The 12,500-nt window shown below is 72.7% G+C and carries 12 protein-coding genes; 9 read left to right on the top strand and 3 right to left on the bottom strand.

Going from position 1 to position 12,500, the window contains the following annotated elements; all coding sequences use genetic code 11:
- Positions 1–130 precede the first annotated feature (130 nt).
- The 7 genes from IEY93_RS16500 to IEY93_RS16470 all read left to right on the top strand — a co-directional run bounded on the left by IEY93_RS16500 (position 131) and on the right by IEY93_RS16470 (position 7,564).
- Positions 131–952 carry a PspA/IM30 family protein gene (locus tag IEY93_RS16500; protein WP_203967858.1) on the top strand — a complete coding sequence of 274 codons (822 nt, stop codon included), beginning with the start codon at positions 131–133 and terminating at the stop codon, positions 950–952.
- Positions 949–1,227, top strand: a complete 279-nt coding sequence (pspAA, locus tag IEY93_RS16495; RefSeq protein ID WP_189163948.1) for a PspA-associated protein PspAA — start codon at positions 949–951, stop codon at positions 1,225–1,227. The genes IEY93_RS16500 and pspAA overlap by 4 nt, the downstream gene beginning before the upstream one ends.
- Positions 1,228–1,236: 9 nt before the next feature.
- Positions 1,237–2,145, top strand: coding sequence for a zinc metalloprotease HtpX (gene htpX, locus IEY93_RS16490; RefSeq protein ID WP_189163947.1), 909 nt, complete (start codon positions 1,237–1,239; stop codon positions 2,143–2,145).
- Between the two features lie 5 nt (positions 2,146–2,150).
- A complete protein-coding gene (gene pspAB, locus IEY93_RS16485) occupies positions 2,151–2,711 on the top strand; it encodes a PspA-associated protein PspAB (protein WP_189163946.1) in 561 nt (186 codons plus the stop codon).
- Positions 2,712–2,870: 159 nt separating this feature from the next.
- The gene (locus IEY93_RS16480) at positions 2,871–4,691 is read left to right on the top strand and encodes a phosphatidylglycerol lysyltransferase domain-containing protein (protein WP_229691199.1); all 1,821 of its coding nucleotides are present in this window, start codon (positions 2,871–2,873) and stop codon (positions 4,689–4,691) included.
- A gap of 26 nt (positions 4,692–4,717) precedes the next feature.
- On the top strand, positions 4,718–6,763 hold the full coding sequence (locus tag IEY93_RS16475) for a serine/threonine-protein kinase (RefSeq protein ID WP_189163945.1): 2,046 nt from the start codon (positions 4,718–4,720) through the stop codon (positions 6,761–6,763).
- A 72-nt stretch (positions 6,764–6,835) separates the two neighbouring features.
- Positions 6,836–7,564 (top strand): SIMPL domain-containing protein, encoded by a 729-nt coding sequence (locus IEY93_RS16470; RefSeq protein ID WP_189163944.1) that lies wholly within the window; start codon positions 6,836–6,838, stop codon positions 7,562–7,564.
- A 79-nt stretch (positions 7,565–7,643) separates the two neighbouring features.
- On the opposite strand, the gene nadA is transcribed toward IEY93_RS16470, so the two are convergent.
- Complete coding sequence (gene nadA, locus IEY93_RS16465; RefSeq protein WP_189163943.1) at positions 7,644–8,831, bottom strand: quinolinate synthase NadA; 1,188 nt, start codon at positions 8,829–8,831, stop codon at positions 7,644–7,646.
- Positions 8,832–9,034: 203 nt separating this feature from the next.
- Here nadA and erpA point away from each other — a divergent pair, with 203 nt between their 5' ends.
- Complete coding sequence (gene erpA, locus IEY93_RS16460) at positions 9,035–9,391, top strand: iron-sulfur cluster insertion protein ErpA (RefSeq protein WP_189163942.1); 357 nt, start codon at positions 9,035–9,037, stop codon at positions 9,389–9,391.
- A 534-nt stretch (positions 9,392–9,925) separates the two neighbouring features.
- Positions 9,926–10,912: a carbohydrate kinase family protein gene (locus IEY93_RS16455; protein WP_189163941.1), complete on the top strand. Its 987-nt coding sequence runs from the start codon at positions 9,926–9,928 to the stop codon at positions 10,910–10,912.
- A gap of 149 nt (positions 10,913–11,061) precedes the next feature.
- On the opposite strand, the gene IEY93_RS16450 is transcribed toward IEY93_RS16455, so the two are convergent.
- Together IEY93_RS16450 and IEY93_RS16445 are read right to left on the bottom strand one after the other, a co-directional pair.
- Positions 11,062–11,337 carry a sulfurtransferase TusA family protein gene (locus IEY93_RS16450; RefSeq protein ID WP_189163940.1) on the bottom strand — a complete coding sequence of 92 codons (276 nt, stop codon included), beginning with the start codon at positions 11,335–11,337 and terminating at the stop codon, positions 11,062–11,064.
- 62 nt (positions 11,338–11,399) lie between these two features.
- Positions 11,400–12,500, bottom strand: a 1,101-nt coding sequence (locus IEY93_RS16445) for a cysteine desulfurase family protein (RefSeq protein WP_229691198.1), incomplete at its 5' end; no start/stop codon positions are given.

Below are 12,500 nucleotides of genomic sequence, written 5' to 3'. Positions count from 1 at the left end.
GGGCAGCCTATGGAGTTGCGAGTCGGCGCGAGGGAGCATGGATGCCAGCGAGGCGAGCATACGGCCGGCGAGCGTCGCAGCGAGCGGAGCATAGGCACAGCACTACCTAAGAAGGGGACGGCCAACGCGCATGAGCGTGATGAAGAGACTTTCCATGATCTTCAGGTCCAAGGCCAACAAGGCCTTGGACAAGATGGAGGATCCGCGCGAGACCCTGGACTACTCCTATCAGCGGCAGCTTGAGCTCCTGCAGAAGGTCCGCCGGGGCGTGGCCGACGTCGCCACTTCGCGCAAGCGGGTGGAGTTGCAGATCAACCAGTTGCAGCAGCAGGCCAGGAAGCTCGAGGACCAGGGCCGCAAGGCGCTGGGCGTCGGGCGTGAAGACCTCGCCCGCGAGGCGCTGAGCCGGCGCTCGGGGCTGCAGACCCAGATCGCCGACCTGCAGGTGCAGCACAACAACCTGCAGGGCGAGGAGGAGAAGCTCACCCTCGCCAGTCAGCGGCTGCAGACCAAGGTCGACTCCTTCCGGCACAAGAAGGAGACCATCAAGGCGACCTACACCGCCGCCGAGGCGCAGACCCGCATCAACGAGGCGTTCTCCGGCATCTCCGAAGAGATGGGCGACGTGGGTCTGGCGATCCAGCGCGCCGAGGACAAGACCGCCCAGATGCAGGCGCGTGCGGGCGCGATCGACGAGCTGCTCGCCAGCGGCGCCCTGGACGACTTCAGCGGCCAGCGCGGCGACGACATCCAGGCCGAGCTCGACCGCATGGGCGGCGGCAACGACATCGAGCTGGAGCTCGCCCGCATGAAGGCCGAGCTGGGCCAGGGCCCCGCGCCGCGTGACGCGATCGAGCCCGGCCGCCCCGGCCAGCAGCAGGCTCCGCAGGCGCAGCCGTCGCAGTCGGCCCAGCCGACCCAGCAGTACCGCCAGCCGGGGGAGGGCCTGTGATCGTCCGCATCATGGGCGAGGGGCAGGTCGACATCGCCGAGGGCGACATCGACGTGCTGAACGCGCTCGACAGCGAGCTCGAGGCCGCCATCGAGACCGGCGACGAGGGACAGTTCCGCGTGAAGCTGCACGCGCTGCTGGACAAGGTGCGCCAGGTCGGCAAGCCGCTCCCGGACGACGCGCTGGAGCCCTCCGAGCTGATTTTGCCGCCTGCCGACGCTTCGATCGACGAAGTCAGGGGCATGCTTGGTGATTCCGGTCTTATCCCGGGATAGTTTGGCCATATGACACAAACCCGGTACGCCCCCGACCGGGGACTGACGGTGCGCATGGTCACGACCATGTTCCTGCTCGGCCTGCTCTACGTCGTCTTCGTGGGCGTCCTGATCGCCTTGGGGGTCCAGGCGGTCGTGGTGCTCGTGCTCGCCGGGGGCCTCCTGCTGGTGCAGTACTTCTTCTCCGACAAGATCGCGCTGTTCGCGATGCACGGACGGGAGGTCTCCCAGCAGGAGGCGCCGGAGCTCCACGGGCTGATCGACCGGCTGTGCGCCCTGTCGAACACCCCGAAGCCGCGGGTGGCGATCGCCGACACCGACGTGCCCAACGCCTTCGCGACCGGGCGCAACCAGAAGAACGCCGTGGTCTGCGTGACCACCGGGCTCCTGCGCAGGCTCGACCCGCTGGAGCTGGAGGGCGTCATCGCCCACGAGATGTCGCACGTCGCCCACCGGGACGTCGCGGTGATGACCATCGCCTCCTTCCTCGGCCTCGTCGCCGGCCTGATGACCCGCTTCGCGCTCTACACCGGGCTCGGCCGCGACCGGGGCAACAACAACGGCCCGCCGATCGGGGCCATCATCCTGCTGGTCTCGCTGGTCGTGTACGCGGTGAGCTTCCTGCTGACCCGGGCCCTGTCCCGCTATCGCGAGCTGTCGGCCGACCGGGCGGGCGCACTGCTCACCCAGCGGCCCTCCGCGCTGGCGAGCGCGCTGGTGAAGGTCAGCGGCGAGATGGCCCGCATTCCGACCCGTGACCTGCGCGAGGCGCAGCCGTTCAACGCCTTCTTCTTCACCCCGGCCGTCTCCGGCCGGGCCGGCGCGGGCCTGGCCGCGCTGTTCGGCACCCACCCGCCGCTGCAGCGCCGCCTGGACCAGCTCAGCCAGATCGCCGCGCAGCTCGGCCGGGGGGCCTGAAGCCCATGGGATGGCTGGACGCGCTGCTCGGCCGCAGCAAGCCGGTGAAGCCCGACCTCGACGCGCTGTTCGCGCTGCCGTCGGCCGCGGTGACCCTGCAGGCCGCGACCGGCTTCGCGCCGACCGGTCTCGGCTCGGTCTGCTTCCGCCCGGCCGAAGGCGGCGCCTTCGCCACGCTGCAGAAGGACATCGGGGAGCTGCTCGGCGACGTCGAGGTCGAACGGTCGCAGGACGCCTACGGCTACACCTGGCTGCTGGTGCGCCGTACGCCGGACGACCTGAGCGCCTTGGTCACCGACCTGCACGGCGTCAACTCCTCCCTTGAGGCCGCCGGGTTCGGTCCCTCGCTGCTGTGCTCGCTGGTGTCCTTCGCCGACGAGGCGGGGCGCGGCCTGGCCATCGTCTACCTGTACAAGCAGGGCACCTTCTACCCCTTCGCGCCGTTGAGCGGCGAACGCAGGGACAACGCGCTGGAGCTCCAGGTGCGCGGAGCGCTCGCCGGCGAACTGCGCGTCGAGTCCGATCTGTCGAGATGGTTCCCGGTCTGGGGCGCCCCCGGCATCTGACCGCCCCGCGTCCCCGGGCGTCGCCGTCGGTGGGGCCTGCGTCTCTGCCGAGCGTCAAGGGCGCGTACGAAAACGATCACTCTGGTCGATCCGCCCCTTAGCCTGGCGAAACGCGGGGTATACCACCCGGCAGATCAGCCATCGCCGGGGGGAAACAGCGTGGCAGTGACCGATCACGGCCGCACCGATGCGGCCGCACAGGCCCACGGGGGAGACGGGCTGCGGGCCGTCGTGCCACGGGTGATGTCGGTGGGCATCGCCGTGGCGGCGGTCTACTCGGCCGTGATCGCACTGATCGCGCCGGTGCGCCACCTGCTGAAGCCGGTCACCGGCCTCATCGAGATGGCCGTCTTCCCGGTCGAGCCGAACCTCGGCTACGCGGTGTTCCTCGGCATCCTCGCCGGAGCCCTGGCCCGGCACAAGCGCGCCGCGTACTGGGTGCTGGTCGCCTTCTTCGCCCTGCTCGTGCTGGGCAACCTCGCGATCGTGCTCTCGTCGTCACTCATGCCGGACCTGGTGGAGGAGTACGCGCTGATGGGCCAGGTGGTCGCCGCGGAGGTCAACCTCGTGGTCTCGGCCGGAGTCCTCGGCGTGCTGGCGGCGGCGCAGGGCCAGTTCTTCGCCCCGATGCGCCGCGCGTCCTTCCGCAAGGCGCTGCTCACCCTGGCCTCGCTGCTCGCGGTGTCCTTCGGCGTCGGGTACGCGCTGGTGTCGCTGTTCCCCGGCACCCTCAAGCGAGGCGACCACGCGGCCTGGGTGCTGGAGCGGGCGCTCGGCGGGGTGGTGACCCTCGACTTCTACCGCAACGGCCACCCGCCGTTCTGGGTGAACTCGGTGATCGGCCTGTTGAGCGCCGTCGCCGCGCTGGCCGCCGTCACCGTGCTCTTCCGCTCTCAGCGGGCCAGAGCGGAGCTGCCGCCCGACAGCGAGAAGCGCGTCCGCGAACTGCTGGCCGCCTACGGTTCACGCGACTCGCTCGGCTACTTCGCCACCCGCCGCGACCGCGCCGTGATCTTCTCGCCGAGCGGCAAGGCGGCCGTCTCCTACCGTGTGGTGGCCGGGGTCTGCCTGGCCGGGGGCGATCCGATCGGCGACGTCGAGGCGTGGGGGCCCGCCATCAAGGCCTGGATGGACGAGGCGCGCCGCTACGGCTGGGCGCCGGCCGCCATCGGCCCGAGTGAGACCGCGGCCCTGGCGTACGCGCGCGCGGGGCTGCGCGTCCTCGAACTCGGCGACGAGGCGGTCATCGAGGTCGCCGAGTTCGGCCTGGCCGGCCGCGAGATGCGCGGCGTGCGGCAGGCGGTCAACCGGGTGACCAGGGCCGGCTTCACCCTGCGCGTCCGCCGGCACGCCGAGCTGTCGCCCGAGGAGGTGCGCCAGATCACCGACCGCGCCGCCGCCTGGCGCGACACCGAGACCGAACGCGGGTTCTCCATGGCGCTCAGCAGGCTCGGCGACCCGGACGACGGCGACTGCGTGCTGGTGGAGGCCACGGACGCCGCCGGCGAGCCCGCCGCCATGCTGTCCTTCGTGCCCTGGGGGGACGACGGCCTGTCACTGGACCTGATGCGGCGCGACCGGCACGCCGACAACGGGCTGATGGAGTTCATGGTCGCCGGGCTGGTGGCCGAGGCGACCGCGCTCGGCGTCAAGCGCGTCTCGCTCAACTTCGCCATGTTCCGCTCGGTGTTCGAGGGCGGGGCGCGGCTCGGCGCCGGGCCGGTGCTGCGGCTGTGGCGGTGCACGCTGGTGTTCTTCTCCCGGTGGTGGCAACTGGAGTCGCTGTACCGGGCCAACGCCAAGTACCGTCCGCGCTGGGTGCCGCGCTTCCTCGCCTACGACGACACCCGCACCCTGCCCAAGGTCGGGCTGGCCTCGGCGATCGCCGAGGGCTTCCTCACCGTGCCGAGCCTGCTCACCCTGCTGCGCCGGGGCGAGCGAGCCCTGCGCGGGCGTGCACGCCACAATGAGGGACACTGACTCCGTACCTCGCCTAGGAGGGCGTGATGCCCGACCCGGTGCCGTTACGGCGTGATGATCCCACCCGGATCGGCGGCCACGAGCTGACCGCCCGGCTCGGGGAGGGCGGTCAGGGCGTCGTCTACCTCGGCCGCTCGCCGTCCGGTGCCGCCGTCGCGGTCAAGGTGCTGCGCGCCGATCTGCCCCGGGACCAGGCGGCACGGGACAGGTTCGTCCGGGAGGTCTCGGCCGCCGCCCGCGTGGCGACGTTCTGCACCGCCCAGGTGATCGAGACCGGTGTGGACGAGCACGGGCCGTTCATCGTCAGCGAGTACATCGACGGCCCCACCTTGGCCGCCGCGGTCGGGCGGGACGGGCCGCGCACGGGCGCGGCGCTGCTGCGGCTCGCCGTCGGCACGGTCACCGCGCTCGTCGCCATCCACCGGGCCGGCATCGTGCACCGCGACTTCAAGCCCGCCAACGTGCTGCTCGGCGCGGACGGCCCGCGCGTCATCGACTTCGGCGTCGCCAAGGCCCTGGACGCCACCACGACGCTGACCTCGGCCGTCACCGGCACTCCCGCCTACCTGACCCCCGAGCAGCTCTCCGGCGAACCGGCCGGACCGGCGGCCGACATGTTCGCCTGGGCGGGCACGATGCTGTTCGCCGCCACCGGGCGCGCCCCCTTCGGCGCCGACGGCCTCCCGGCCGTCTTCCACCGCATCATGACCGCCGAGCCCGACCTCACCGCGCTGGAGGAGCCGCTGCGCGGCGTCGTGGCCGCCTGCCTGGCCAAGGCCCCCTCCGCCCGCCCGTCCGCCGGACAGGTGCTGATGCGCCTGCTCGGCGAGGAAGCCCAGGACACCGGCGGTGCGGAGGGGGAGAGGGCGCCCGAGGGATCGGCGCCGGACGTCCTTGAGCAGGACCGAGACGCCCCCGCCGGGAGGCCTTCCTCCGGAGATGGGGCGGGCCGGGAGGTCTCGCCCGGGGACGTCCCGGTGAGGGAGATCCCGGCGCGGAAGGGGAAGGCCCACCGGCGGCGAGTGCCGGTGCTGGCGGCCGGCACCGCCGTGCTCGTCCTGGCCGGGGCCGGGTACCTGACCGCGCAGGTGGCCGCCGGACAGGGGCGCGGGCCGGGCCCCCGCGTCACGTCGTCCGGGTCGCCCGCCGCGTCGTCCGGGTCGGCCGCTGTGCCGTCCGGGGTGGCCGTCGCGCCCGCCACACGGGCCTACACGCTGCCCGGTAGCGCGATCACCGTCCACGAGGGCGACGGCGACCCGATCAGGCTGACCTCCTACGGCCTCGGCGACGGCGCGCGGGTGTACGTCCGCGCCGGCCTCACCGGCCGGTTCACCCCGGCCACCGGGTACCTCGCGTACGCGATGAGCCCGGGCGGCCGGCGTGCCCTCGGCATCGACGCGCTCTACGGCGCCGACGGCTCCTCCACCGTCTCCGTCGTCGACCGGCCGGGCGGCCCCGCGGCGACGATCGCCATCGCCCGGGCGCCGGTGTACCCGGCCTTCCCACAGTGGTCGCCCGACGGCACCCGGGCGCTGGTCACGCTGAACGAGGCCACCGGCGGCACCGCCAAGGGGTACGGCTACGCGATCATCGACCCGGCGCGGAAGAAGGCCCGGGTCGTCCGCGTGCGCGACTCCGGCGTCGGCCGGTGGAGCTACTTCTGGCGCGGGGACGGCCGGGCGGTCGGCACCTGGGCGTCCGGCGCCGGCGAGGTCCGGTGGTACGCCCTGGACGGCGCCGCCGCGGGCACGCTGCCCGGGCTGGGCGGCCCGCTGACCGTGGACGGCGAGGACCTGTCGCCCTCGGGGCTGCACTTCCTCAGCCGCTGCCCCGGCGCGGCGGGGGAGATCTGCGTGTGGACCGCCGACGGCAGGCCGAGCGCCCGGTTCGCCTTCCCCGCCGACCGGGTGATCGGCTGGTACGACGAGACGCGCATCGCGGCCTGGCGCAGGAAGGGTGAGGGATACGAGGCCGTGGTCGTCGATCTCGGCGGCCGGGTGTCCCGCGTGCTGGCCACGGCCGGGGCGGCCGAGTACAAAGCGACGGTTCTGCGCTACACCAGGACCGGCTGAGCTCGGTCAAGATCCGATCGTCACCGGGGAGGGCGCGCCCCGCCCGGGGCCGCCCGGTGCTGCCATGTGCGCATGACCAAGTTCAGTGCGGCGCTGGCGGCCACCGCCTTCGTCCTCGCCGGAGCGCAGGCGGCCCCCGCCCTCGCGGTCTCCGCCACCCCCACGCCGTCCTCGCGCCCCACGCCCGCCCGCGCGCGTGCCGACGCGGCGACACCGGCCGAACTCGTCATCGCCGGGCGGGGGACCGTCCAGATGATTCCGGACGTCATGCGGCTCAACGTCGGGGTGGAGGCGCGCGGGCAGCGTGCGGGCGAGGCGTTCGCGGGGGTCAAGGCGGCGGCGGCCAAGCTCACGCAGGTGCTGCGGGCCGCCGCAGTGGCCGACGCGGACGTGCGAACCAGCGACCTGACCCTCAGCGCCGAGTACGACAAGTACCCCAAGGTCACCGGGTACCGGGCCACCCAGGGCGCCGAGGTGATCGTCCGGGACCTGTCCCGCGCCGACGCGGTCATCGACGCGGTCGCCGCGGTGGGGGAGGAGGCCCGCCTGAGCGGCATCTCCTTCGAGGTGTCCCGGCCGGCCGCGCTGGTCAGGGCCGCGCGGGCCGCGGCGTTCCGCGACGCCCAGAGCAGGGCCCGGCAGTACGCCGGACTGGCCGGACGCCGGCTCGGCCGCCTGGTGAAGCTCGAAGAAGAGGGCGACGCGCCGCCCTCCCGCTTCGTCATGGCCGAGAAGTCCTCGATCAGCCCGGGACACAGCACGCTGACCATCACCGTCCGCGCCGTCTACGAACTGCTCTAGGCGTTCCCGGCGGCCGGCGATGCCGTGCGGGCCGTCCGCGGGCCCCGCCCGCCCCGCCCCGGGCGGGCCCCGCGGACGGCTAGGGGAGGGCGAGCATGCGGTCCAGGGCGACCCTGGCCCAGTGGGCGGTGTCCGGGTCGACGGTGATCTGGTTGACCACCTGGCCCTCGACCAGCGATTCCAGCGCCCACACCAGGTGCGGCAGGTCGATGCGGTTCATGGTCGAGCAGTAGCAGACCGTCCGGTCCAGGAAGGTCACCGTCTTGTCGGGGTGCTGGGCCGCCAGCCGCTTGACGAGGTTCAGCTCGGTGCCGACCGCCCACGCCGATCCGGCCGGGGCCTCGTCGAGCATCTTGATGATGTACTCGGTCGAGCCGACGTGGTCGGCCTTGGTGACCACCTCGTGGCGGCACTCGGGGTGCACCAGCACGTTGACGCCCGGGATGCGCTCGCGGACCTCGTCCACGCAGCTCTCGCTGAACCGGCCGTGCACCGAGCAGTGTCCCCGCCAGAGGATCATCTTGGCGTCCCGCAGCTGCTGGTCGGTCAGTCCGCCGTTCGGGCGGTGCGGGTTGTAGACCACGCACTCGTCCAGGGAGATGCCCATCTCCAGGACGGCCGTGTTGCGGCCGAGGTGCTGGTCGGGCAGGAACAGCACCTTGCGCTCGCCCTCGGCCTTGCCCTGCGGCCCCTCGGGGCCCTGGTCGAAGGCCCAGGTCAGCGCTCGGCGGGCGTTGGAGGAGGTGCAGACCGCGCCGCCGTTGCGCCCGCAGAACGCCTTGATGTCGGCCGAGGAGTTCATGTAGGTGATCGGCACGGTGACGTCGGCGAGGCCGAGGTCGGCCAGGACGTCCCACGCCTCCTCGACCTGGTCGAAGGTCGCCATGTCGGCCATCGAGCAGCCCGCCGCGAGGTCGGGCAGGACCACCTGCTGGGAGTCGGCGGTCAGGATGTCGGCCGACTCGGCCATGAAGTGGACGCCGCAGAAGACGATGTACTCGGCCGAGGGGCGGGCCGCCGCCTCGCGGGCGAGCTTGAAGGAGTCTCCGGTGACGTCGGCGAACTGGATGACCTCGTCGCGCTGGTAGTGGTGCCCGAGCACGAACAGCCGGTCGCCGAGCGCCGCCTTGGCCTTCTCCGCACGCGCGACCAGCTCCGGGTCGGAGGCCGCGGGAAGCTCGCCCGGGCAGTCGACGCCGCGTTCGCTGTGCGGGTCGGTGCCCTGGCCGAGGACGAAGAGCGGAAGGCCGGTATCGAGGGTCGTCACGGCTTACACCTCTTAAGGGGCTTATCGTCTAGTTGACGACTAATCATGACATACCCGGATGGATGCGGCCGCCTCGGGGGGTGAGACGGACCGCACAGTGAGACAGGAATGTGTACTGGTGCCCCGCTGTTGGTAGCGTCTAAGTGAGACCTCAGAACCAGGCCTCCGTCCCCGAGGGGCGTTGGCAGACGGGGAGTCAGCAGATGACGGTTGAGAGCAGCAGCGAGACCACGCAGCAGGGTCTGATCCTGACCGACGCGGCCGCGGCCAAGGTTCGCAGCCTGCTGGAGCAGCAGGGTGAAGAGGGACTGCAGCTGCGGGTGGCGGTGCAGCCGGGCGGCTGTTCGGGCCTGCGCTACCAGCTCTTCTTCGATGACCGCTCGATGGACGGGGACGTCGTCTCCGACTTCGGCGGGGTCAACGTCGTCACCGACCGCATGAGCGCCCCCTACCTCATGGGTGCCACGGTCGACTTCGTCGACACCATCGAGAAGCAGGGCTTCACCATCGACAACCCGAACGCCACCGGCTCGTGTGCCTGTGGTGATTCGTTCAACTAGTCAGGGACGCCCCCGGGCCGCGGCGATTCGCCCGGCCGTGATCACCCGCACCCCGTTCGGCCCGCGCGCCGAGCGGGGCTGAGGTGTTTCCGCAGGTGTTCGGGTGGTTTCCCGTACCCCTGAACCCCCTGGTTCCCGCCACGGCACCCCACCAGGCGCCGCTCAAGGGCCCCTGACCCGGCATCTGCGCCTCGCGCGGGGCCCCACCGCCCGCGCGGGACGACTCGCGCGGGCCGGCCCGGCGGTGTCACCAGGGCGACATTCTTCGCTCACCTCCGCCCGTCCTCACGCGCACGACGGCGGGGCGCCGCGGCGAGATCCCCGGACCCCATAGGGGAGGGACGGCCCGGCGGCACGGCGCCGCAGGTCAGCGGCGTGCCTCCCCCACCCCGAGTCACTGGCGGGCATGGCCGGAGGGGGGCAACGGAGATCATCGGCGCGCCGCTTCGCACGTCGGCGGCGCCCACGTGGCATATATTTGGCGGGCTCATCCAGGCTGACCACCACGAAGCTGACAACGAGGAGAGCGAGCCCGTGCGCATCGCCGTCACCGGATCCATCGCGACCGATCATCTGATGACCTTCCCGGGAAGCTTCGGGGACCAGCTCATCGCCGAGCAGCTCGACCGCGTGTCGCTGTCCTTCCTCGTCGACGACCTGCAGATCCGCCGTGGCGGCACCGCGGCCAACATCGCCTTCGGCATGGGCTGCCTGGGCCTGTCGCCGGTCCTGGTCGGCGCGGTCGGCGACGACTTCGCCGACTACCGCTCCTGGCTGGAGCGCCACGGCGTTGACTGCACCTCGGTCCACGTGTCCGAGCTGCACCACACCGCGCGCTTCCTGTGCACGACGGACGAGCACCACAACCAGATCGCCTCCTTCTATACCGGGGCGATGGCCGAGGCCCGGCTCATCGAGCTGGAGCCGGTCGCCGGCCGCGTCGGCGGGCTCGACCTGGTCATGATCAGCCCCAACGACCCCGAGGCGATGCTCCGGCACACCGAGGAGTGCCGTCAGCGCGGCATCCCGTTCGGCGCCGACATCTCCCAGCAGCTCGCCCGCATGGAGGGCGAGGAGATCCGCACCCTGGTCGACGGCGCGGCCTACCTGTTCACCAACGACTACGAGAAGGCCCTCGTCGAGCAGAAGACCGGCTGGTCGGACGAAGAGGTGCTGTCGCGGGTCGGCGTGCGGGTGACCACCCTCGGCCCCAAGGGCGCGCGCATCGACCGCGAAAGCGAGCCGAGCATCCACGTCCCGCCCTGCGCCGAGCTGCGCAAGCTCGACCCGACCGGCGTCGGCGACGCCTTCCGCGCGGGCTTCCTGTCCGGCCTGGCCTGGGGCATGTCCCTGGAGCGCTGCGGCCAGATCGGCAACCTCACCGCCACCTACGTGCTGGAGCACGTCGGCGGGCAGGAGTACCAGCTCGGCAAGCAGGTCTTCATGGAGCGCTTCGCCGCGGCCTACGGCGCCGAGGCCGCCGCCGAGGTCGAGCCCCGCCTGGTCTGCCACTACGCCTGATCCGTTCCTGGACGGGGATCGGCAGGGTTCACCTCTTCGCTCCTCCGGCGGCCCGCCGGGGGAGCGTCCCGGCTTCCGGGACGCGGCGTGCCACGCCGGACCCTGAGCACGCCCGGGACGCGGAAGGTCTCTTCGCCGGACGTGCCCGGTCAGTAGTTGCGGCGGACGTGGATCGCCCAGCCGCCCTGGGGCAGCTCGTAGGTCCCGGCGTGGTGGTGGGACTTCAACCGGCACCAGGCCGGCACGTCCGTGAACGCGGCGGGATCGTCGGCCAGCACGGCCACGGTCGCGTTCAGCGGCACCTCGTTGATCCGCTCGGCGAGCATGATGATCGGGATCGGGCACTTGCGCCCCAGGGCGTCGATCGTCAGCGCCGCCGGTGGCTGGGCCGCCCCCGTGGTCTGCTGGTGCTGCGAGCCTGTCATCACCGTTCCACCTTCGCCTTCCCCGTCACACGCCCTCCCCGCCACACCCCGGCCGGGGCCTTTTACGAGGACCGCACCCCGACGCTCTCGCGGACGCGCCGGACGATGCCCGGCAAGGCGCCGAGGAACCGGTCGACGTCCGCCTCGGAGGCGCCCCGGGGCAGCGACACCCGGACGTTGCCGTGCGTGAGCACCCCCATCGCCTCCAACACGTGCGATGGTCGTAGCGTACTCGCCGTGCACGAACTGCCGGACGATACGGCGAAGCCGGCCCTGTCCAACTCGGTCAGAATCGCCTCACCCGGGACGTACAGGCAGGAGAAGGTCACGATGTGCGGCGCCCGCAGCTCCGGGTCGCCCACCACCTCCACGTCCGGCACCAGCCGCGGCACGCTCTCGCGGATGCGGCTCACCAGTGCCGACAGCCGCGCGTTCTCCGTCTCGGCCTCGGCCACCGCGGCGCGCAGCGCGGCCACCGCGGCGACGATCGCCGGCACGTTCTCGAAGCCCGGCACCCTGCCACGCTCCCGCTCGTCCTCCGGCAGCGGGGAGCGCCACCGGACGCCCTTGCGGACGGCGAGCAGCCCCACCCCGGCCGGCCCGCCCCACTTGTGGGCGCTGGCGGCCAGCACCGACCAGCCCGCCGGCACGGGGAGCCGCCCGAGCGTCTGAGCGGCGTCCACCAGCAGCGGCACTCCGGCGGCGCGGCACGCCTGCGCCGCCTCGGCGACCGGCTGCAGGGTGCCGACCTCGTGGTTGGCGGTCTGCAGGCAGGCCAGCGCCGTGCCCTCCGCCGCCACGGCCGCGCCGAACTCCGCCGGGCCGACCCGGCCGGTGATGTCCACCCCGACCAGCTCCACCGTGCCGCCGTCGCGTTCGTTCGCCGCGGCGGCGGCCAGCACGCTGGAGTGCTCGACGGCGCTCGCCACCACCCGGCGCCCCGCGCGGCGGCGGCCGGGCAGCGTCCCGAGCACGCCGAGGTGGACGGCCTGCGTCCCCGAGGAGGTGAACGACACCTCGTCCGGCCGGGCGCCGATCACCTCGGCGGCCTCCCCGCGCGCCCGTTCGAGCAGCAGCCGCGCCTGCCGGGCCGCGCCGTAGAGGCGGGCGGGGTCGGCGCCCGCGGTGTCCAGGGCCGCGAGCAGGGCCTCGCGCGCGGCGGG

The sequence above is a fragment of the Sphaerisporangium melleum genome (assembly GCF_014646695.1).
Classification (GTDB): domain Bacteria; phylum Actinomycetota; class Actinomycetes; order Streptosporangiales; family Streptosporangiaceae; genus Sphaerisporangium; species Sphaerisporangium melleum.
Note: the sequence above shows the minus strand (reverse complement) of the source record. Positions and strands in the feature narration are given on the sequence as shown.

What these genes read in the sequence shown, in the direction of transcription:
- IEY93_RS16500 (WP_203967858.1), top strand. Translation starts at nt 131, where the DNA reads ATGAGCGTGATGAAGAGACTTTCCATGATCTTCAGGTCCAAGGCCAAC.
- htpX (WP_189163947.1), top strand. Translation starts at nt 1,237, where the DNA reads ATGACACAAACCCGGTACGCCCCCGACCGGGGACTGACGGTGCGCATG.
- pspAB (WP_189163946.1), top strand. Translation starts at nt 2,151, where the DNA reads ATGGGATGGCTGGACGCGCTGCTCGGCCGCAGCAAGCCGGTGAAGCCC.
- IEY93_RS16475 (WP_189163945.1), top strand. Translation starts at nt 4,718, where the DNA reads ATGCCCGACCCGGTGCCGTTACGGCGTGATGATCCCACCCGGATCGGC.
- IEY93_RS16470 (WP_189163944.1), top strand. Translation starts at nt 6,836, where the DNA reads ATGACCAAGTTCAGTGCGGCGCTGGCGGCCACCGCCTTCGTCCTCGCC.
- erpA (WP_189163942.1), top strand. Translation starts at nt 9,035, where the DNA reads ATGACGGTTGAGAGCAGCAGCGAGACCACGCAGCAGGGTCTGATCCTG.
- IEY93_RS16450 (WP_189163940.1), bottom strand. Translation starts at nt 11,337, where the DNA reads ATGACAGGCTCGCAGCACCAGCAGACCACGGGGGCGGCCCAGCCACCG.